15 protein-coding genes and 1 riboswitch are annotated in these 21,489 nt (G+C 27.0%); of the genes, 12 read left to right on the top strand and 3 right to left on the bottom strand.

Translation table 11 applies throughout. The annotated features are described in order from the left end of the window. Nucleotides 1–6 precede the first annotated feature (6 nt). The 10 genes from ABFX13_RS09365 to ABFX13_RS09410 all read left to right on the top strand — a co-directional run bounded on the left by ABFX13_RS09365 (nt 7) and on the right by ABFX13_RS09410 (nt 13,640). The gene (locus ABFX13_RS09365; protein WP_346045271.1) at nt 7–1,776 is read left to right on the top strand and encodes an ABC transporter ATP-binding protein/permease; all 1,770 of its coding nucleotides are present in this window, start codon (nt 7–9) and stop codon (nt 1,774–1,776) included. Next, the gene (locus ABFX13_RS09370; RefSeq protein WP_346045273.1) at nt 1,769–3,454 is read left to right on the top strand and encodes an ABC transporter ATP-binding protein; all 1,686 of its coding nucleotides are present in this window, start codon (nt 1,769–1,771) and stop codon (nt 3,452–3,454) included. Before ABFX13_RS09365 ends, ABFX13_RS09370 begins: the two co-directional genes overlap by 8 nt. Before the next feature lie 398 nt (nt 3,455–3,852). After that, complete coding sequence (locus ABFX13_RS09375) at nt 3,853–5,037, top strand: M20 metallopeptidase family protein (RefSeq protein WP_346045275.1); 1,185 nt, start codon at nt 3,853–3,855, stop codon at nt 5,035–5,037. Nucleotides 5,038–5,069: 32 nt separating this feature from the next. Further along, nucleotides 5,070–5,720, top strand: coding sequence for a helix-turn-helix transcriptional regulator (locus ABFX13_RS09380; protein WP_346045277.1), 651 nt, complete (start codon nt 5,070–5,072; stop codon nt 5,718–5,720). 160 nt (nt 5,721–5,880) lie between these two features. Next, the gene (locus ABFX13_RS09385; protein WP_346045279.1) at nt 5,881–6,891 is read left to right on the top strand and encodes a PocR ligand-binding domain-containing protein; all 1,011 of its coding nucleotides are present in this window, start codon (nt 5,881–5,883) and stop codon (nt 6,889–6,891) included. A gap of 237 nt (nt 6,892–7,128) precedes the next feature. Next, nucleotides 7,129–8,289, top strand: coding sequence for an iron-containing alcohol dehydrogenase (locus ABFX13_RS09390; RefSeq protein ID WP_346045281.1), 1,161 nt, complete (start codon nt 7,129–7,131; stop codon nt 8,287–8,289). A 321-nt stretch (nt 8,290–8,610) separates the two neighbouring features. After that, entirely contained in the window at nt 8,611–9,315 is a 705-nt protein-coding gene (locus ABFX13_RS09395) for a response regulator transcription factor (protein ID WP_346045283.1), read from the top strand. Beyond that, the gene (locus ABFX13_RS09400) at nt 9,308–10,339 is read left to right on the top strand and encodes a sensor histidine kinase (RefSeq protein WP_346045285.1); all 1,032 of its coding nucleotides are present in this window, start codon (nt 9,308–9,310) and stop codon (nt 10,337–10,339) included. The genes ABFX13_RS09395 and ABFX13_RS09400 overlap by 8 nt, the downstream gene beginning before the upstream one ends. Before the next feature lie 110 nt (nt 10,340–10,449). Continuing rightward, on the top strand, nt 10,450–11,130 hold the full coding sequence (locus tag ABFX13_RS09405) for an ATP-binding cassette domain-containing protein (protein ID WP_195923783.1): 681 nt from the start codon (nt 10,450–10,452) through the stop codon (nt 11,128–11,130). Then, the gene (locus ABFX13_RS09410) at nt 11,130–13,640 is read left to right on the top strand and encodes an ABC transporter permease (protein WP_428833873.1); all 2,511 of its coding nucleotides are present in this window, start codon (nt 11,130–11,132) and stop codon (nt 13,638–13,640) included. The genes ABFX13_RS09405 and ABFX13_RS09410 overlap by 1 nt, the downstream gene beginning before the upstream one ends. 200 nt (nt 13,641–13,840) lie before the next feature. Here ABFX13_RS09410 and ABFX13_RS09415 read toward each other — a convergent pair whose 3' ends face one another. The 3 genes from ABFX13_RS09415 to ABFX13_RS09425 all read right to left on the bottom strand — a co-directional run bounded on the left by ABFX13_RS09415 (nt 13,841) and on the right by ABFX13_RS09425 (nt 17,031). Beyond that, entirely contained in the window at nt 13,841–14,602 is a 762-nt protein-coding gene (locus ABFX13_RS09415; protein WP_346045288.1) for a SagB/ThcOx family dehydrogenase, read from the bottom strand. A gap of 178 nt (nt 14,603–14,780) precedes the next feature. Beyond that, the gene (locus tag ABFX13_RS09420; protein WP_428833874.1) at nt 14,781–15,119 is read right to left on the bottom strand and encodes a PqqD family protein; all 339 of its coding nucleotides are present in this window, start codon (nt 15,117–15,119) and stop codon (nt 14,781–14,783) included. Next, the gene (locus ABFX13_RS09425; protein ID WP_346045290.1) at nt 15,112–17,031 is read right to left on the bottom strand and encodes an OPT family oligopeptide transporter; all 1,920 of its coding nucleotides are present in this window, start codon (nt 17,029–17,031) and stop codon (nt 15,112–15,114) included. The genes ABFX13_RS09420 and ABFX13_RS09425 overlap by 8 nt, the downstream gene beginning before the upstream one ends. Before the next feature lie 326 nt (nt 17,032–17,357). Here ABFX13_RS09425 and ABFX13_RS09430 point away from each other — a divergent pair, with 326 nt between their 5' ends. Further along, a complete protein-coding gene (locus ABFX13_RS09430; protein ID WP_346045292.1) occupies nt 17,358–18,830 on the top strand; it encodes a protein adenylyltransferase SelO in 1,473 nt (490 codons plus the stop codon). Nucleotides 18,831–19,042: 212 nt separating this feature from the next. Continuing rightward, nucleotides 19,043–19,119: riboswitch (cyclic di-GMP riboswitch) on the top strand. 235 nt (nt 19,120–19,354) lie between these two features. After that, complete coding sequence (locus ABFX13_RS09435; RefSeq protein ID WP_346045294.1) at nt 19,355–21,421, top strand: methyl-accepting chemotaxis protein; 2,067 nt, start codon at nt 19,355–19,357, stop codon at nt 21,419–21,421. Nucleotides 21,422–21,489 lie beyond the last annotated feature (68 nt).

Genomic DNA, 21,489 nt, shown 5'->3' on the forward strand with positions numbered 1-21,489 from the left:
TTATTTATGATAAACAAAAGATTGCTTTCGCTTAGTAAAGAATCTCAAAAATATGTATATCTTACAGTTTTAATGAACTGGATATCTATAATATGTAATATAGGAATAGTACTATTTGTAGGGAATATAATAGATAAATTACATAATAATGATTTAAACTTTAATACAGGAGTTTATGTACTTTACTTAGGTTCATTAATATTAATAAGATTTGTATGCAATTATATGTCAGGAAGATTTTCTTATTATTCATCAGCAAATGTAAGAACATCTATTAGAGAAAGTATTTATAAGAAATTATTAAAATTAGGTGTGAATTACAATGATACAATATCAACTTCTTCAATTGTTCAAATAGCAGTAGATGGAGTAGAAGCACTTGAAATTTATTTTGGTAGATACTTACCTCAATTATTTTACAGCTTATTAGCACCACTTACTTTATTTTTAGTTATTGCACCTATAAGTTTTAAAGCAGCAATAGTACTTTTAATATGTGTGCCACTAATACCCATATCAATAGCAGCTGTAATGAAATTTGCCAAAAAACTTTTAAGTAAATATTGGGGGATATACACTAATTTAGGAGATTCTTTCCTAGAAAATCTTCAAGGTCTTACAATTTTAAAAATATTTGATTTAGATGAAGAAAAAAATCAAGAGATGAATAAAGAAGCAGAGACTTTTAGAAATATAACAATGAAAGTTTTATCAATGCAATTAAATTCTATAACAATAATGGACTTAATAGCATTTGGGGGTTCAGCAATAGGTATATTAATAGCTGTTACTGAATTTTACAATGGGAACATTACAATAGGATCTACAGTTGTAATAATACTATTATCATCAGAATTTTTTATACCAATGAGACTTTTAGGATCATTTTTCCATGTAGCTATGAATGGACTAGCTGCAGCTGATAAGATTTTTGATTTACTTGATACTAAGGTTGAAGCTGAAAAAGAATTATCTGATAAGGATAAAGAAAAGTTAGAGAATATTTCTATATCAATAAAGAATGTTGATTTTAGCTATGATAATGAAAGAAAAGTTTTACATAATGTTAATGTAGATATAAAAAACAAGTCTATGGTTGCTTTAGTAGGAGAAAGTGGATGTGGAAAAAGTACAATAACTAATTTACTTTTAAAATTAAATAAAGTTGATAAAGGCGAGATTTTATTAAATGGAATAAATCTAAATAATATACCATTTGATGAATTAAGAAAAAAGGTTAGTTTTATAAGTCACAGCTCATATATATTTAATTCTACAATAGAAGAAAACCTAAGAATGGGTAATGAATATGCGACTGAAGAAGAATTATACAGTGCTCTTAAAAAAGCAAATTTATATGAATTTGTAATGGGATTAGAGAAAAAATTACAAACTCCAGTTGGAGAAAATGGATCATTCTTATCTGGAGGTCAAAAGCAGAGATTAGCTTTAGCCAGAATGATACTTACAAACCCAGAAGTTTATATATTTGATGAAGCTACATCAAATGTAGATGTTGAAAGTGAAGATTCAATACTTGAAACAATATATGCACTATCTAAAGAAAAAACAGTAGTAGTCATATCACATAGATTAGCTAATATAAAGAATGCAGATAAAATATATGTACTAGAAAAAGGGTATATAGTTGAGAGTGGAAATCATGATAATTTAATGAAGAATAATTCAGTGTATGCTAATTTATACACAAATCAAGAGAAATTAGAAGATATATATAAAGAAGATGTAACTAGGGAGGTGGCTATAAGTGAATAAGGAAAGAAAGAGGTTATCTGGTGGAAAGATAATGCTTAGACTTATAAAAATATTAAAGCCATTAGTGCCTGTAATGATGATAACAATAAGTTTTGGAGTATTAGGATTTTTAGCCGCTATAGCTATAACTACTTTTGGAGCAGTAGCTATGGGAAATATTATAGGTTTGGATATGGGATATACTTTACAAACTTGTGTAAAAATAATAATTGTATGTGGAGTGATTAGAGGAATACTAAGATATATAGAGCAATATTCAGGTCATTATATAGCATTTAAAATACTTGCTATACTTAGAGATAAGGTATATAAAGCTTTAAGAAAATTAGCTCCTGCCAAGCTTGAAAGTAAGGAGAAAGGAAATTTAATATCAGTTATAACAAGTGACATCGAGTTACTTGAAGTATTTTATGCTCATACTATAGCACCAATAGCAATAGCTATAATTACATCAGCTATAATAGCAGTATTTTTATATAATATAAATCCATACTTTGGGATAATAGGAGTAGTTTTCTATATAATAGTAGGATATATAATACCGGTTTTATCTTCTAAGTTGGGAAGTGAAGCAGGATTTGATTATAGAAATGAATTTGGAAAAACTAATAGTTTCCTGTTAGATTCATTAAAAGGGATAAAAGAAATACTATTATTTGGGCAAGGAAACAATAGATTAAACTCAATAAACGAAAACAGTAATAAATTAAATGAAAAGATGAAGGTCATAAAAAGTCATGAAGGCTTAATAAGAGCTTTAACTGATATAACTATAATGATAGCAATACTTACAACACTTTATGCAGGTGTTACATTATACAAATCTCAATCTATAAACCTAGGACAATTAGTAGTAGCTTTGGTTTTACTTTCTAGTTCATTTGGTCCTACTGTAGCACTAAGTAACTTATCAAACAACTTAATGCATACATTTGCTTGTGCACAAAGATTATTTGATATACTAGATGAAGTACCTGCTGTTTGTGAAGTAGCTGGAAATGAAGATTTAGAAATGAATAATACAAATATAAATAATTTAGAATTTAAGTATTTAGATAGAGAAGAAGTACTACTTAAAGATGTAAATCTTAACATTAAAAAAGGTGATAAGATTGCAATAATTGGTGAAAGTGGATGTGGAAAGAGTACACTTTTAAAACTTATGATGAGATTTTGGGATGTAGATAAGGGAAGTATTGAAATAGACAATAAAAATATAAAAACTATTCCAACAAAGTCTTTAAGAAAATCACAATCATTAGTAAGTCAAGAGACGTTTTTATTTAATGATACAATTGAAAATAACCTAAAGATTGGGAAAAAAGATGCGACTCGTGAAGAAATAATAAGTGCTTGTAAAAAAGCATCTATACATGAGTTTATAGAAACCCTACCAAAGGGATATGAAACTAATGTTGGAGAAATAGGTTCAAACCTTTCATCAGGAGAAAGACAAAGATTAGGTATAGCAAGAGCATTTTTACATAATCCACAAGTTTTAATTCTTGATGAACCAACTAGCAATTTAGATACTCTTAATGAAGCTCAAATATTAAGAAGTATAAAAGAAGAATCAGATGATAAGACAATAATAATGGTATCACATAGAAAATCAAGTACATCTATATGTGATAAAAAAGTTTATGTAAAAGATAATACGCTTAAGTTTAACTATTAAAAGCATAATCTCGATTAATTAGAAAATTGTGAGTATAACTTTAAAAGATATTGATTAAAATCAATATCTTTTTTTATGTAAATTTTATTTTAGACATATAAATCTTATAAATAGAAGATTTGAAATGAAATATATTGAGTGTAGGTTTATTAACTATATTGATAAAAATATAAAAAATAACAAATTTCAATAAAATTATAAAATATTAAAAATATTATAATGTAGACAATATGTGTCAACATTATTTACTATTATCTAAATATAGCTTATATAAATATCAATAAGTTTAATATATATATTAAAAGGGGTAAGAAATAAATACTTAATTCAATTGATGAATTAATATATCAAATATGTAAAAGAATAAATTAAAATCTAAAAATAAAGAAGGTAGAGTTATGAATAAATTTATAGAACAAGCTAAGTTAATAAAAGAAGATATGATAGTTTATAGAAGAACTATTCATAGTAATCCTGAGGTTGGATCTAAATTACCTAAAACAAAAACTTATGTGATAGATAAATTAAGAAAATTCGGATATGATCCTAAGGAAATATGTGAAAGTGGTATAGTAGCCACAATTAAAGGAGATAAACCAGGAAAAACTTTTTTATTAAGAGCAGATATGGATGCATTACCAATGAAGGAAGATGCTGAATGTGACTTTAAATCAACTAATGGATGTATGCATTCATGTGGTCATGATATGCATACAGCAATGCTTTTAGGTGCAGCTAAGCTACTAAAACAAAATCAAGATCAAATAGAAGGTACTATTAAATTAGTATTCCAACCAGATGAAGAAGGATTTACAGGTGCCAAGAAGATGATACAAGCAGGTGTCCTTGAAAATCCTAAAGTTGATGCAGCTATGGCAATGCATGTACATTCTGGTACACCTTCAAATATAATATTATGTGGGTTAGGAACTAGCATAGCAGGATGTAATAGATTTAGAATTGTTGTAAAAGGATCTGGATGTCATGGAGCTATGCCTGAAACAGGAGTAGATCCGATAAATATAGCTGCTCACATTTATTTATCTTTACAAGAAATAATAAGTAGAGAAATATCAGCTACTAAGCCGGCTGTTGTGACGATAGGTAAATTTGTTGGAGGAGATGCACCAAACATAATACCAGGAGAGGTTGTTATGGAAGGTACTATCAGAAGTTTAGACAAAGAAGTGGGAGAATTTATATTTAACAGAATAAATGATATAGTTATATCTACTGCTAAAATGTTTAGAGGCGAAGCTGAGTTAATAGAGTTATCTTCAGTACCACCATTAACTAACGATAATAATTTAGCTCATGAAATTACTAATTATATGAAAGATTTAGTAGGAGAACAATCAGTTATATTATTTGAATCTGGAGGAATGGGATCAGAAGATTTTGCTTCTTATTCATATGAAGTTCCAAGCTTATATGTTATGCTAGGTGCAGGTTCAAAACAAGAGAATACTTTATTTGGAGAACCAATGCATAATGAGAAGGTTGTATTTAATGAAGATATATTACCTACAGGAGCAGCTATTTATGCTTATAGTGCAATAATGTGGTTAAAAAATAATAAGTAAATATATAATTAGTAGATTGAAAGGAAGTATTAATGAGATTATTAGATATTTTATTTTATCTATTAAGGTGTAATTCTAAAGTTACAATTAAGGAGTTATCTGAAATTTTTAATGTATCTACTAAAACAATAAGAAGGGATTTAGATAAGTTATCAATACTAGGAATACCTATAACTATATATAGAGGTGTAAACGGAGGAGTAGAGATTGATAAAAACTATATAATATCAAAGTATATACTAAAATATAGTGATTATGAATCTTTAATATTTGCATTATATATAGGTGAAAAAATAAGTAAGGATATAAGTGAATCTTTTTTGATTGAAAAATTTAAGTTCGTAGATAATGATAGATGTTCTAAAATTTTAAGTAATCTTAGACAACGATTTATAATAGATTTATATGAAGAAGAGTTTGACACTAAAAATAAAATATGCAAAGAAATTGATAAATCTTTAGATAATAAGTCTTTTATACAATTAGAAGTAAACGGTAATAAGTTTGAAGTATATCCAATCTCTTATGTACTAAGAAAAGAAGGTTTATGTTTATATTGCTATAGAGAAAAGTATATGATTATTTTAATTAATAAAATATCTAATGCTATAATGTGTAGCAAAAGTTATGATGGGCCTATAATTAGCTATATTGAAAATAAAAATAAAATAAAATTTATTTAATTGTATTTTTAAATAATTATAATAAATTAACACATTCGCAAATATAAATTTAGCACAAATTTTATTGGATATATTTGTATTTTAATGATTGAAAAAATATATACAGCACAATATAATGAAAATGCAACACAACATAAATATTAAAAAAGGATGTGTTATATTGAGGGATGCAATATTATTAGAAGAAATAATAAATATAGAATCATTTCAAAAAATACAAGATGATATAGCTAAAGCTACAGATATAGCAATAATAATGGTGGATTATAAGGGCAAGCCAATAACAAGTCATAGTAATTCTACAAAATTTTGCTGTATGGTTAGAGAAATAAATGAGTATTCAGCTTTATGTGAAAAGTGTGATTCTAGAGGAGGAGTAGAATCTGCTAGAATTAAAGAAGCTTATATATATAAATGCCATAAAGGATTAGTAGATTTTGCTGTACCTATAATAGTTATGGGTCAATATTTAGGAGCTATGATGGCAGGTCAGATTTTGGTAGATGAAAATGACAAATTTGAATTAGAAGAAATTGTAAAGGTAGACAATACCTTTAAAAATTTGGATAATAGATTAAAAAAAGAACTTGAGATAGAATATAGTAAATTACCTATTTTAAGTTTTAATAAGATAAAATCAATAGCACAGATGATGTTTCATATAAGCAATTATATAGCAGAAGAAGCAGTACTTAAGATGTCCTTAAATGAAATTAACAATGAATATTATAATGAACAAAATGAAGATAAAAATAGTAGTAAATGTATAGATATAAAAAAAGTAGATGAAACTAAAGATGTTAATTTCATGATTAATAAATATAATAATGAAGAATCTCCAATCATGAAAGCTATTGAATATATTAATAATAATATTTATGAAAATATAACTTTAAAAAAAATATCTTCTGTATGTAACTTAAGTCAATGCTATTTTAGCAAATTATTTAAAAAGGAAACAGGAATAAATTTTATTGAATATTTAAATATGAAAAAGATAGCAAAAGCAAAACAGTTGTTAATAAATACTGATAAAGCAATAAATAGTATTTCCTTAGATTTAGGCTTTGAAGATTGTGGTTACTTCATAAGGATATTTAAAAAATTAGAAGGAACAACTCCAAAAAAATTCAGAGATATGTATAAAAAACTAGTCTTATTTAAAAAATAGGACTTTTTTTATGTAAAAAATAGTGAAGGTCAAAAAAGTCGTATTTTTAAAATAAAAATAGGCTAAAAATTTACATAAAAAGCTAAGATATTAAGATGTATTTGACAAGGAAAAGGGTTAAAATTATAACAAGGAAAACGAAAACCTAAAATCAAAATAAAATACAAATTTAAAACTCAAAAGATTTTGATGTAGATTTAAATCAAGACTAACGGACATAAATTGGAGGAATATGAAATGGGCAGAATGTATGATTATCTAGTACCAAGTGTTAACTTTATGGGACCAGGATGTTTAAAAGTTATTGGTGAAAGAGCTAAAATGTTAGGTGGAAAAAAAGTCTTAATAGTTACAGATAAATTCTTAAGAACTCAAAAAAATGGAGCAGTTGAACAAACAATAAAATATTTAACACAAGAAGGTATTGAAGTTGTTATATACGATGGAACTGAACCAAATCCAAAAGATACAAATGTAGCTGATGGTTTAAAAATATACAAAGACGAAAATTGTGATATGATAGTTACAGTAGGTGGAGGATCTTCTCATGACTGTGGTAAAGGTATAGGTATAGCTGCAACTCATAAAGGGGATTTATATGAATATGCAGGTATAGAAACATTAACTAATGCATTACCACCAATATTAGCAGTAAATACAACAGCAGGAACTGGAAGCGAAGTTACTAGACACTGCGTTATAACTAATACAAAAACTAAGGTCAAATATGTTATAGTTAGTTGGAGAAACTTACCATTAGTATCTTTCAATGACCCAGAATTAATGGTTGGAAAACCAGCTGGACTTACTGCAGCTACAGGAATGGATGCATTAACTCATGCAGTAGAAGCTTATGTATCTAAAGATGCTAACCCTGTAACAGATGCATCTGCTATACAAGCAATAAAATTAATAGCTAATAACTTAAGACAAGCAGTTGCTATGGGTGAAAATTTAGAAGCGAGAACAAATATGGCTTATGCATCATTATTAGCTGGTATGGCATTTAACAATGCTAACTTAGGTTATGTTCACGCTATGGCTCATCAATTAGGTGGATTATACGATATGCCACATGGTGTTGCTAATGCAATGTTATTACCTCATGTTTGTAAGTATAATATAATATCTAATCCACAAAAATTTGCTGATATAGCTGAATTTATGGGAGAAAATATAGATGGTTTATCAGTTCATGAAGCAGCTGAAAAAGCAATAGATGCAATGTTTAGATTATCTAAAGATATAGGAATACCAACTTCATTAAAAGAAAAGGGAATAAAAGAAGAAGATTTCGAATATATGGCTGAAATGGCTCTTAAAGATGGAAATGCATTTAGTAATCCAAGAAAAGGTAACAAACAAGATATAATAAATATATTTAAAGCAGCATATTAATAAAAATATCCCATCTCTTAAAAACTTAATACTTAAAAAGAGGATGTAGTGAAACACGAGAGGGTGTTAGTTAACAATATAAGAGTTGAGTCTAAGTATTTATTTATAATACTTTGACTCAACTTTTTTATTTTTAAAGTTTGTAAAATATTTTCTTCAAGAATTGGACTAAGCAAATTAATATTTTAAGTACTTGATAGGTGAAAATAATACATTTATTGACTTTATATAAGTACATAGCTACTATTTAATTGAATAAATTTAAAAATATACAATAATGTATTTAGCATAAAAGAGTATGGGAATTAATGGAGGGAATTAATGGGGAATAAAACTATTTTAATAATAGAAGACGATATAACTCTAAACAAAGGCATAATGTTAACACTTAGGCAAAATGACATAAACATAAAACAGGCATTTACATTAGAAGATTCAAGAAACATCTTAAAAAAAGAAAAAGTAGATTTAATAATACTAGATGTAAATCTTCCTGATGGAAATGGATTTGATTTTTGTAAAGAAATAAGAGAAAAATCAACAATACCCATAATATTTCTAACTGCTTGTGATATGGAATTGGACATAGTAACAGGATTAGAATTAGGTGCAGATGATTATATAACAAAACCATTTAGCTTAATGGTTTTACGTGCAAGAGTTATGGTAGCTTTAAGACGATTAGAAAATAAAAATACAAATACAAATAATAAAATAACTGTAGATAATATAATTTTAGACTTTGATAAAATGGAATTTACTAAAGATAATAATAAAATAAATTTAAGTAAAACAGAACAAAAGCTATTAAAAATGCTAATAACAAATAAAGGACGAGTGTTAACTCGTGAACAATTAATAGATAATGTATGGGACAATGATAGTGAGTTTGTAGAGGAAAATGCCCTTACAGTGAATATAAAAAGATTAAGAGAAAAAATAGAAGATAATAAATCAAAACCTAAATATATAAAAACAGTATACGGAATAGGATATATTTTCTCAGAAGGTGATAAAAATGAGTAAACAAAAAAATCATTCCTTTAACACAATATATATTATATATTCAACTTTATTCATAAGTATATGTACACTATTTTCAGTATTCATATACTTTATAGATATAATTGATTTAAAAATATTAAAACTAGTGAGTATAATGTTTTTATTATCTATAGTCATTATAGGATTATCATTTATTTATACAATAAAGCTTAAAGTACAATCTACAGTAAATTTACTTGATAATATGATATCAAAAGCTATAGATAAAGAAGAAATAATAAATAGATATGATGAAACAATACTATCTTCACTAGAGCACAAACTATTAAAATACATAAAAATATATGAAAGCAACAAAAAAGCTATAGAAAAAGAAAGAAATAGCATAAAATCCTTAGTAGCTGATATATCTCATCAAACTAAAACACCTATTGCAAACATTATGTTATACAGTGAACTTATACTTGAAAATGAAAATTTAGATGAGTATACAAAAGATATACTTCTAGATATAAATAATCAATCAAACAGACTAAACTTCTTGATACAATCACTAATAAAAATGTCTCGGCTTGAAAATGGAATAATAAAACCTACTAAAAATAAAACTAAATTAATAGATACAATAAGCTCATCGATAAAAGAAGTCTACAAAAATGCAGACAAAAAACAAATAAGTATAAGTGTAGATGGAGATAAAAGTGCACAGGGGTATTATGATAATAAATGGACAATAGAAGCAATTGTAAACATATTAGAAAATTCAATAAAATACACAAATGAAAATGGAAGTATAAGCATAAATATAACTTCTTATGAACTTTTCAAAAGAATAGATATAACAGATAATGGAATTGGAATAGAAGAATCAGAAATTAACAATATATTTAAAAGATTTTATAGATGTAAAAATACAAATCAATATGAGGGGGTAGGTATAGGTTTATATTTAACAAGACAAATAATATCACATCAAGGTGGTTATATAAAAGTTTCATCAAAAATAAATCAAGGCTCAACTTTTTCAATATTCTTACCAGCATAAATCAAATGTGTCAAAGCTGTTATATTTGAGACACTAGTTTGTAACAATTTATTTATATATTAAAGGTATAGGAAATAAATTACATTTAATAAAAAGTTAGGGAGGAAGATATGAAAGTAGTTGAAGTTAAAAATTTAAAAAAATATTATGGAAAAGATGAAAACTTGGTAAAAGCACTAGATGGTATAAATCTTGAAATAAATGAAGGTGAATTTGTTTGTATAGTAGGTACATCAGGAAGTGGTAAAAGTACATTGCTTAATATGATAGGAGGTCTTGATAGACCCACTAATGGAGAAGTTAAAATTGCTAATAAAGACATATCAAAGTTAAGTGATGATGAATTAACTATATTTAGACGAAGAGAAATAGGATTTGTATTTCAACAATTTAACTTAATACCAATACTAAATGTATATGAAAATATAGTACTTCCAATAGAGCTTGATGGAAATAAAATAGATAATAAACATGTAGATTTAGTTATAAAATCTTTAGGTTTAGAAAATAAAATATATAATTTACCAAATAATCTTTCGGGAGGACAACAACAAAGAGTAGCAATAGCAAGAGCACTTGCTAGTAAACCATCTATAATACTTGCAGATGAGCCAACAGGAAATTTAGATAGTAAAACTAGTCAAGATGTAATGGGACTTTTAAAAATAATGAGTAAAAAATTTAGTCAGACAATAGTTATGATAACTCACAATGAAGAAATAGCTCAAATGGGAGATAAAATTATAAGAATAGAAGATGGAAAGATTGTTTCTAAGGTGGTGGAGAAGTAATGATAAAAAATACAAATACACTAGTTATAAACAATCTTTCAAGGAAAAGTTTTAAAGCAAATAAAAGTAGAAACAAAATTGCTATAATAGCTATAGTACTTACAACCTTACTTTTTACTAGTTTATTTACAATAGGCATGGGAATGTTAAAATCTAATGAATACAGTACTATGCGTATGGTAGGAGGAAGTACTCACGGTAGATTTAAAGATTTAACAGTAGAACAATACAATAAAATAAAAGACAATAAGCTTATAAAATATAAAGGAATAGCAGTGCCTCTAGCAATAGCTGAAAATAAAGAACTTGCAAAAAGACAGGTTGAAATAAAATATGGGGATAAAAATTATATAAAAACAACTTTTTCAACACCTATAAAGGGAGATATTCCAACTAAGAAAAATGAAATATTATTAGATACTTTAACTTTAGACTTATTAGGTCTTCCTTATGACCTTAATCAAAATATAAAATTAACTTATAAAATAGATGATAAAGAATATACTAATGAATTTAAAGTAAGTGGTATATTTGAAGGTGACAAAGTAGTAAGTGCAAGTTCTGCATATGTTTCAAAAAATTTCATAAAAGATGTATTAGGCAATATAGATCAAGAAAAATCTAAAAAAGATAATGATTTTGTAGGACTTATAATATTAGATGTGAATTTTTCTAATTCTATGAACATAGAAAAGAAACTACAAAAAGTAATAAAAGATAGTGGATATAATGAAAATGAAATAGGTTGTGGAGTAAATTGGGCGTATATGGGAGGTAAGACTTTAGATTTAGGCACAGTATTTGGAGCAATTGGATTAATACTTCTTATAATGTTTACAGGATATTTAATAATATATAACATATTCTATATATCAATAGTTAGGGATATAAAGTTTTACGGTCAATTAAAAACCATAGGAACAACTAAAAAACAAATTAAAAAGATAATAATAAAACAAGCATTAAGACTATGTTTAATAGCAATACCAATAGGTTTAATATTAGGATATGCTATAGGTTCTATGATAACTCCACTTATAATGAAAACAGTAAATGTAACTCATACTAAGCTATCATCAAATCCTATTATATTTATATTTGCAACAGTATTTTCAATAATAACAGTATTAATAAGTGTATATAAACCAGCTAAAATAGCATCAAAAGTATCGCCAGTAGAAGCCATAAGATACACTGGAGTAAATGAAAACATAAAACGCAAAATAAAGAAAACTTCAAGTGGTGCAAAATTAAATAACATGGCTTTATCTAATATTTTTAGAAATAAGAAAAAAACATTTATAGTAATAGCATCTTTATCATTAAGTATAATACTTTTAAATACAGTATATACAATGGCATCAGGTATTGATATAGATAAATTCTTGAGAAGATCTATAGGAACAGATTTTACAATAGGAGATACGAGTTTTTATAGAATGGAATTTGACCCAAATGCTATAAATGCCCTTACTGAAGATGTAATTAAAGACCTTGAAAAATTAAATGGAGTTAACTCTATTGATAAAATGTATTATAAACAAACTAAGATACCTTTAACTGACAAGATAAAAAAAGCTTTAGATGCTAAGCATAAAGAAGGAAATGAAGAGATAAATGAATCAATAGATGAAATATTAGAAGAAAAAAAGATTTCAAGTGAATACTATGGAGTGGATAGAGGTATATATAAGCTTTTAAAAAATTATATATCTGAAGGTAAATTAGATGAAGAAAAATTTGCATCTGGCGATTATATAATAGCAAATACAAACTTTATGCTTGGAAATTTGGTAAAGGTTGGGGATAAGGTAACGATACCTTTTGAAAATGGTAAAAGTAAAGAGTACACAGTAATGGCAATAATGACTAACGAACCAGCATACTTAAATAGAGGAATTGGATTTCCATGTTTTACAGGGTATTTGCCATCAGAAGAATTTAAAACTACAACAAAAAATAATTCAATAATTACGGCTATGTTTAATGTTAAAGATGGTAAAGAACAAGAAGTAGAAAATAATATTAAATCTTTAATAAAAGCTAATCCATTGCTTGATTATAGATCAAAACAAACTTATATAAATGAATTTAAATCAACTATAAAAATTTATGAAATAGTAGGTTATGGACTAAGTGCCATAGTAGGTATTATAGGAATACTAAACTTTATTAATGTAGTATCAACAAATATCATATCTAGAAAGAATGAACTGGATATGTTAAATAGTATAGGTATGACAAGAAATCAAATTAAAAAGATGCTTATACTTGAAGGAATATATTATGTAGTAATAACAATAGGTGCAGTAGTTATAATAGGATTGCCACTTACTTATTTATTGGTTAATACAATTACAGGTGGAATGAGTATATTTAGTTATAGTTTTAGAATTATGCCTGTAATATTATCACTACCTATACTACTATTAATATCTATTTTTGTTCCAAGTATTTGTTTTGAAAAAGTTAACAATGAAGTAATTATAGAAACTCTTAGAAATAGCTAAATAAGCTTATGATGTATGTCAAGAAAAGAAATTATATGTAAAAGTAGGATTTGGAGTTGTTAAAACTACTTACATTATAGATGAAAATGGGATTAGAAATAAATTAAAGTAAAAAATCTCAAAAATGCCTTATAAGATGTTTTTGAGATTTTTATTTAAACAATACAAATCATTGTATTTATATTAAATTTTAAATAACTTTATTTTAGTTTTTTTCCTACACAAGCCATATAAATTACAAATTCATTTTCTCCATCTAAATCTAGCATATTATCAATTATATCTTGATCATAAATTCCAATAGCACAAGTACCGTAGTTAAGAGATTCTGATGCTATATAAAGATTTTGACAAACATGACCAATATCTATAAGTATTTTTTTATGAGCAGTTATACTAAATTTATGTTCACTTCTATATGGAATACAGCTCCAAGCAAATACAACAGCACTTTTAGAAACAAAATTTTGAACAAAAGGCTGGTTAGGAGTTGCTTTATCTATTTCATCATCTATATTATTTAAAGTTTTCATAAACATAAGTTTATGCTCTAGTGGTAAATATCTATAAACTCCACACTCTAATTCTTCAACATTATTTATTATTAAATATGTTTCAAAAGGATGAGTACAACCAGCAGAAGGTACTGTTCTTAATGCGCTTGATTTATCTTTTACAGTTTGTATTCCTTGAGTAGCCCAAAGCAAGTATGAAAGTTCAGATAAATTTATTTTTTCATCACTATACTTTCTTATACTTCTTCTATCATTTATACAATCTAATACGTTAGGTTTAACTAAAATGTCTTTGCTTAAAGGCGGTAATTCTATTAAATCAGAATTTGAATCATACTCTTTTTGAAAAGTTGGAGCAGGTATTCCTTTTTGTTTATCAGTTTTTATCTGCTTTAATATTTCGAAATCAGCTTTAAAAAATTCTCTGTTTTGTGCAATTTTATCCATAGATGTCTCCTTATTAAAATGTATAATTTTTTATATTCATTATATCATACTATACAAATAGGCTATAAGAAGGTATAGTTATAAAAGTATTTTAAGTATTTATTATTAAAAACCTAAAAAAGGGATTATAACATTATAGTTATAATCCCTTAAATTTTAATATTCATTTAATAACTCATTAACTTATCTTTTCAATATACTTACAATTAACCTCGATATGATTTAAAAAAACTAATAATCTTTCATAAAGAGGATGAGAATCCTCACCGTAAGTATTTTCTAAACTACAACCTATGTCCTCAACAGTTTTTTTACCATCTATTTGTAAAAACACAAAACTACTGTATTTATCAAGTTCAATCTTTTTATACATAGGAATTTTAAACTTTAACTTCCTAAAAAATTTTTGTATAAAATGATCTTGCTTTTCAATTATAGTAACTAAATCATTATGAACTTCATAATCAACATTACTAGAAACTTTGAAAACTAAATTTAAAATATCATTATTATTCATTATTTTTCACCTTAGATTTAACAATAGGTATAGTAGTCAGTATTACTAAAACAGCTAATAAGATTATTGCCATTTCATTACCTGCGGCAAAGCCACTAGGTGTATTTCCTCCAACTAATCCTGTAACTTGACATATTATTCCTATAAGTCCTAGTATAGATCCACCAGCAACTAAACCAGAAGATAAACTTATACCATTAGAAATTTTAACTTCTTTTTCTTTATCATTTTTAGCAGTTTTTTCAACTAATACACGAATTAATGCTCCAACTAATATTATAGAAGTTGTCGCAACTGGTAAATAAAATCCTATAGCGATAGTCATTATAGGTAAATTTAATAAGTATAAAACAACTGCCATAAATACTCCAACTATAATCATAACCCAAGGTAATTCACCTGACATTATACCTGATGTTAATGTTGACATTAAGTTAGCTTGAGGTAGTGCAAATGGTGGGTTATCACCAGTTATTCTAAGTTGGTCTGATAATAATATCATAGTTCCAACAACAACTACAACACCAACAATACTTGCTAATGTAAAATAGCGTTGCATTTCATTTTTGCTACCACCTATGATATAAGTTACTTTTTGAGATTGACTGTATCCACCAGCTATTGCGATAGAAACAACTATGAATGAACCAAGTAAAAGTAAAGATTTATTATCAGTTGGTGATTTCCATCCCATTAGAACAAATACTAATGTAACTATAACTAAAGATGCGATAGTCATACCAGATACAGGTAAATTAGATGTTCCTATAGTTCCTGTTAAACGTCCAGCAACTATAACAAATAATAAAGATAATACTAATGATAATATAGCACCTACTATAGCCATCATAAAACTATTAGAAACTATAAATGAAGCTATAAATCCAACAACCATTCCACCTAATAATATTAATATTTGAGCAGAAGAACCATCACCTTTAGTAGCAGTAGCTCTTGCTTTAGCTGTTTCTTTTACTGAAGCTATTATAGTTGGGATAAGTTTTATAGCACCTATTATTCCACCGCAAAGCATCATACCAGCACCTATGTATTTAACATAACTACTAGATATTGCTTGAACAGTCATTTCATTTATTGGCATTGAAGGGTCATTCCATACCATAACACCATCTTTAGCTAAATCAGTAAAGTATCCTATTAAAGGAGTAATACCAAATACTGATAACACAGAACCAGCAAACATTGTTAAAGCAATTTCAATACCAACAATAAATCCAATTCCTAATAAAAGAGGATTAACCTCCATATCAAATTTCCATTTGTAACTTTTACTACCTATAAAGCTAATTACATTATTTGTTAAATTTAAAAATGAACTAGTTAAAACAGTTATGATTCCACCAATACCAAAGCCAATACCCATATACTTTATAGAATCTCCACCACTATCTGAAGCAACCAATGTTTCAGATATAGCCATTGATTCAGGATAAACAAGTTTACCATGTTCTTCAATTATTAAATAATTATGAACAAGTGATGCTACACCAATACCAAATAAAACACCACCAACACCAACTGCAACTCCTTCAATGAATGAAATTTGACTACCAATTAAAATAACAGAAGGTAATACAAATATAAGTCCACTAGCAACTGATTCTCCACCACTTGACATACCTTGAATTAAGTTTTTACCAAGTATACCTTTATGCTTTGCAAACATACTTACAAAAGCTGAACCTATTATTGCACCAGGAATACCGGCAGCAACTGTAAGTCCTGCTTTCATACCTGAATATGCAGTAGAAGCTGCAAATACTGATGCCAATACAAGACCTATAATAAGTACTGCTATATTGCCACCTGTTTTTGATTTATCGGTTATATAAGGAACATAATCTTTGCCAGATACTCCCCCATATGCACCTTTAGGCAATTTTTTATTCATCTAGATATCCCCCTTTTTTATTTAGATATTTATATTGTAGCACCGAAGCAGGATGTCCTATTTTAAAATTTAAATAGTAATAAAGATAAAAAATGATTATAAAAAACAAGAAAATAACAGGCTTTACAGCAATGTAAAAATTAAAAGAAAAAATTAAAATTTAATAAGTAGAATAAGGTCAAGATTTTATATAAAAAAATTGGCAACTTAATTAAATATAAATAAGTTTTTTAATAAAAACAAACTTATTTTATATTGTTAACAAGGGTATATTAAATAAGAGTAGAAACATCACACTAAAATTATGGAATATATAAGGAGAAAAAATGACTAATAAAAAAGAAATTATAAAGATGGGATGGAACTTAGATAATAGCTATATTACCTTGCCCAAAGCATTTTATAGCAAAATTAATTTAAATAAAGTTAGCTCACCAAAATTAGTTATTTTAAATGAAAGTTTAGCTAAATCTCTAGGATTAAATAGTGATGCTCTAAAAAGTCATGATGGAGTGTCAATACTTGCAGGTAATGAAACTATAGAAGAAGGGGCTTTTATTGCTCAAGCTTATGCAGGTCATCAATTTGGACACTTTACAATGCTAGGAGATGGAAGATCATTATTAATAGGTGAGCAAATAACACCGTCAAAAGATAGATATGATATTCAACTTAAAGGTTCTGGTAAAACTCCATATTCCCGAGGAGGAGATGGAAGAGCAGTTCTTGGACCTATGCTTCGTGAATATATAATAAGTGAAGCTATGTATGGTCTTGGTATACCAACTACTCGTAGTTTAGCAGTAGTTAAAACTGGTGAATCTGTAATTCGTGAAAGCATAAAAGAAGGGTCAATTTTAACTCGTGTAGCTTCTAGCCATATTAGATTTGGGACATTTGAATATGCAGCAAGATTTAAAGGAGTAGATGAAGTAAAAATATTAGCTGATTATACAATAAAAAGACATTATTCACACATAAAAGATGATGATAATAAATATCTAAATTTACTCAAGGAAGTAATAAAAGCTCATGCTAGTCTTGTTGCGAAATGGCAAACTGTTGGATTTATTCATGGGGTTATGAATACTGATAATATGACGATTAGTGGAGAAACTATTGATTATGGTCCTTGTGCTTTTATGGATAATTATAATGCAAATACCGTATTTAGTTCAATTGACACTAAAGGTCGATATGCTTATAAAAATCAACCTATTATGGCTGAATGGAATTTATGTAGATTTGCTGAAACATTATTGCCTTTATTACATGAAAATCAAGAAGAAGCTATAAAAATAGCACAAGATGCTATTTCTAATTTTTATGAATCATATTATTTAAATTGGTTATCTAATATGAGAAAAAAACTTGGACTATTTAATGAAGAACTACAAGATAAAACTATAATTGAAGATTTACTTAGTATGATGGAAAAACATAATGAAGATTTCACTAATACTTTTATTAATTTAACCTTTGATAAAAATAAAGATAAAGGTATGTTTAGTAGTAAAGAATTTGATAATTGGTATAATATGTGGCAAGAAAGACTTAAAAGGCAACCGCAATCAAAAGAACAAGTTCATCAATTGATGAAAAATTCTAATCCAGCAGTAATTCCAAGAAATCATAGAGTAGAGGAAGCAATAGCAGCTGGTGATAAAGGTGACTTTAGTGTAATGATGAAGCTTCTTGATGTAATTTCAAGACCATATGATCACTCAAAAGATCAAGAGGAGTATTCACAGTTACCAAAACCTTCAAGTTGTCCTTATAGAACTTTTTGTGGAACATAAAGTTAATATAAATAATTTAATTTATTAAAATAAGAGAAAAGGTATTGATAATCAATCAATACCTTTTTATATTATTATAAACTTAGCTTTTCTTATAATTTTATAATGATTTATCGTTAAAAATTCCTGAAAAACATACAAAAACTTTAAAATATTTACAAAAAACCCCATTTATGCTAAGATGAATGTGGATTTAAATATAAAATAAAACTTAATTTAATTAGCAAACCCGGAGTGATTCGGCGACGCAAAGCTATAGGGACTTTTTTTAAGTCAGCCAGTTGCATAAATTGTATTGAAAAGAAGAGTGTTGACGGGTCCATGTTGATGCTCTTTTATTTTTATCTTATGTAAATGGATTAAAAAATTATAATACTTTATGAAGGAGGTTTATTATGGATAATCACAAAAACATAAGTAGCTTTATAATTAGTCTAAGTATAACTAAGTCTTAAAGTGTTAATTTTAGTGGGTTTCATGATAAAAGATTAACGTACAAAGATAAAATAACGGGAGATAAAAAAATGAAATTTAAATTAAGACAAAAAAGTAAAGACGGAATAAAAAGTATAAAAACTAAACTTACTTTAATAATTGTATGTTTTTCAGTTATTTGTTGTTTATGTTTAGGGGCAATTACAAGTTATTTAAACTATAAAACATCTAATACTATTTTATCAAATACAGTAGTAGAAACAACTAAAGAAGCAGCGGAAACCGTTGCTCAAAAAATTACAAACCTAAAAAATGCAGCAATTCAAACAGGTATTATAAAAGAAATTTCAGATCCTAAGATAAGTGTAGAGGAAAAGAAAAACATAATAACTAGACAAGAAAAATTATATGGATTATCATTAGGTCAAATTATAGATGCAAATGGTAAAGATTTATTTAGTGGAAATGATTATTCTAGTAGAGATTATTTTAAAATTTCTATGCAAGGAAAAGCATACATGGGTAGCCCTGTTGTTAGTAAAGTAACAGGAAATCTTACACTTGTAGTTTCAGCACCTATTTGGGAAAATGGAGTACAAGGTAGTAAAATAGTAGGGGTTGTAACTTTTGATGCAGATAAAGATTTCTTAAATGAAATTGTTAATAACATAAAAATAAGTAAAAATAGTTATTCTTATCTTTTAGATAATGAAGGAACAACAATAGCTCATAGAGATACTAGTCTTATTGGTAAGGAAAATACTATAAAAGCTGCACAAACTAATTCAAACTTACAACCTTTTGCAGAAGCTGATAAAAAACTTATTTCAGGAAATACAGGATATACTGATGTTGAGTTAAAAGGAGAAAGTTGGATTTTAAGTTATGCTCCAGTAAAAAATAGTAATAATTGGGGTATAGGTATAATGGTAAATAAAAATGATTTCCTTGGACAAATGTATACTTCAATTATAATCACAATTATATTAGCTATATTATTTACAATTGCAGCATTTATTGCAGCGATAAGATTTGCTAATAAAATAGGAAATCCATTAAAACAATGCAGTGAAAGATTGAAAAAATTAGCTGAAGGTGATTTAAATTCAGAAACACCAATTATAGACGCAGATGATGAAATAGGTTTAGTAGCAGATGCTACAGGTAAAATAGTTGCTGATTTTAGAGAAATGATAAATACACTTACAAATATATTAACTGAAATTAGTAATGGTAATTTAGATATTGACGTAGACGATGATAAATTAAGTGATCTATTTGTAAATGATTTTGAACCAATGTTAATAGCTGTAAATAAAATAGTAGATGATTTAAACAGTACTTTAGAACAAATAAATACTTCTGGAGAACAAGTTGCAATCGGTTCAAATCAGTTAGCAGAAGGTGCTCAAGTACTTTCTCAAGGTGCTACAGAACAAGCAAGTTCAATTCAAGAACTTTCAGCAACTATAAATGAAATTTCAGTGCAAATAAAAGAAACTGCACAAAATGCTGAGAGAGCAAAAGAAATATCTGTAAATTCAAGTATTGCAACAGATAAAGGAAAAGAGCAAATGCAAGAAATGATTGCTGCAATGGACGAAATTAGCAATACATCAAATGAAATTGGAAATATAATAAAAAATATTGATGATATAGCATTCCAAACAAATATTTTAGCACTTAATGCAGCTGTAGAAGCAGCACGTGCAGGAGAAGCTGGTAAAGGATTTGCTGTTGTTGCTGATGAAGTTAGAAATCTTGCTGCAAAATCTGCACAAAGTGCAAAAGATACAGCTGAGTTAATTGAAAAATCACTTAAAGCAATAGAAAATGGAACTGTAATCGTTTCAGAAACAGCAAAATCTCTTGAAGAAGTTGTTGATGGGGCTAAAAAGTCAGCAGAAGTGATACAAGAAATTGCAGATGCAAGTAATGAACAAGCACAAAATATCAACCAAATAAATACTGGAGTTGAACAAATATCTGTAGTTGTACAAACTAATTCAGCAACTGCTGAAGAAAGTGCTGCTGCAAGTGAAGAGTTATCAAGTCAGGCACAAATGTTAAAAGAACTTCTTGAGAAATTTAATTTAAAAGATGAACGAGCTAAATACTTTGATGGCAAGATGATATTTGACAATGAAGAATTTTAGATAAAAATCTTTAATTAATTTAATATAAAAAAATATATTGCTAGATAAAAATCTTATAAGAAATACAT

The organism is Paraclostridium tenue (genome assembly GCF_039521565.1).
GTDB classification, from domain to species: domain Bacteria; phylum Bacillota; class Clostridia; order Peptostreptococcales; family Peptostreptococcaceae; genus Paraclostridium; species Paraclostridium tenue.